Source organism: Burkholderia sp. Se-20378 (assembly GCF_017104665.1).
Lineage (GTDB): Bacteria > Pseudomonadota > Gammaproteobacteria > Burkholderiales > Burkholderiaceae > Burkholderia > Burkholderia lata.
Genome location: NZ_JAAGPG010001193.1, coordinates 1 through 774, shown reverse-complemented (window position 1 = coordinate 774; position 774 = coordinate 1). Strand labels below are relative to the sequence as shown.

The following is a 774-nucleotide window of genomic DNA, read 5'->3' as shown; positions in this document are numbered from 1 at the left end:
CCCGGTGCATCGCCGAGCGGCACCGCACGCTTGCCGCGATAGTCGGTCACGTTCAGCACGCCGAGCTCGCGCAGCCGCGCATGCGGCTCGCGGTCGCGCCGCCACCACGTCACGTCATGGCCCTTCTCGAGCAGGTCGATCGCCGCCGCATGGCAGCCGTGGCCGCCGCCCAGAACACATACCTTCATCGTCTTCTCCCGGTGATTGAGTGTCTCCGAGACTACGCGGCCGCTCCCGCCGCGTCGCTTCAAAACGCGCAACGGCACGCCCGTTCGCGCAACGCAATCGCGGCGCTGCACATGTCGCCGCGCCCCCGCATCCGCTACGAGGTCCGTGAATGGATATCGCCCTGTCCCGCCATGCGCCGAACCGGCTCGGCACGCTGCACGCCCCCGACGAAGTCGAACGCGCGGTCGCGCACCGGCTCGGGCCGCACCGGATGGCTGCACGCGGCCTCGATCCGTTTCATGCGGAGCTGTACGAAGTGCCGCTGCATCACGGCGCACTGCTCGAACTCTGCTACGGCCGCGAAACCCGCATCGATTTCGGCGACGATGCCGAACACTTCCTGTTCAGGCTGACGCTCGCCGGCGCATGCGAGCTACAGGCCGGCAGCGTCGTCGCGCGCGCCGGCCCCGGCGAGCTGACCGTGTCGTCGCCCGCGCTCGCGAGCCGCCTGAGCACGAGCCCCGATTGCCGCAACCTCGTGCTGCGGCTCGAACGCGGCGCGCTCGAACGCAAGCTGCGGGACATGCTGCGGGCCACGCTCACGCG

The 774-nt window shown here is 70.4% G+C and carries 2 pseudogenes; one reads left to right on the top strand and one right to left on the bottom strand.

The features are described 5' to 3' along the window. A pseudogene (locus G3N93_RS40945) lies at positions 1 to 299 on the bottom strand (glycerol-3-phosphate dehydrogenase); the annotation flags it as partial. Between the two features lie 38 nt (positions 300 to 337). Between G3N93_RS40945 and G3N93_RS40940 the strand changes: the two are divergent. After that, positions 338 to 774: pseudogene (locus tag G3N93_RS40940) on the top strand (AraC family transcriptional regulator); the annotation flags it as partial.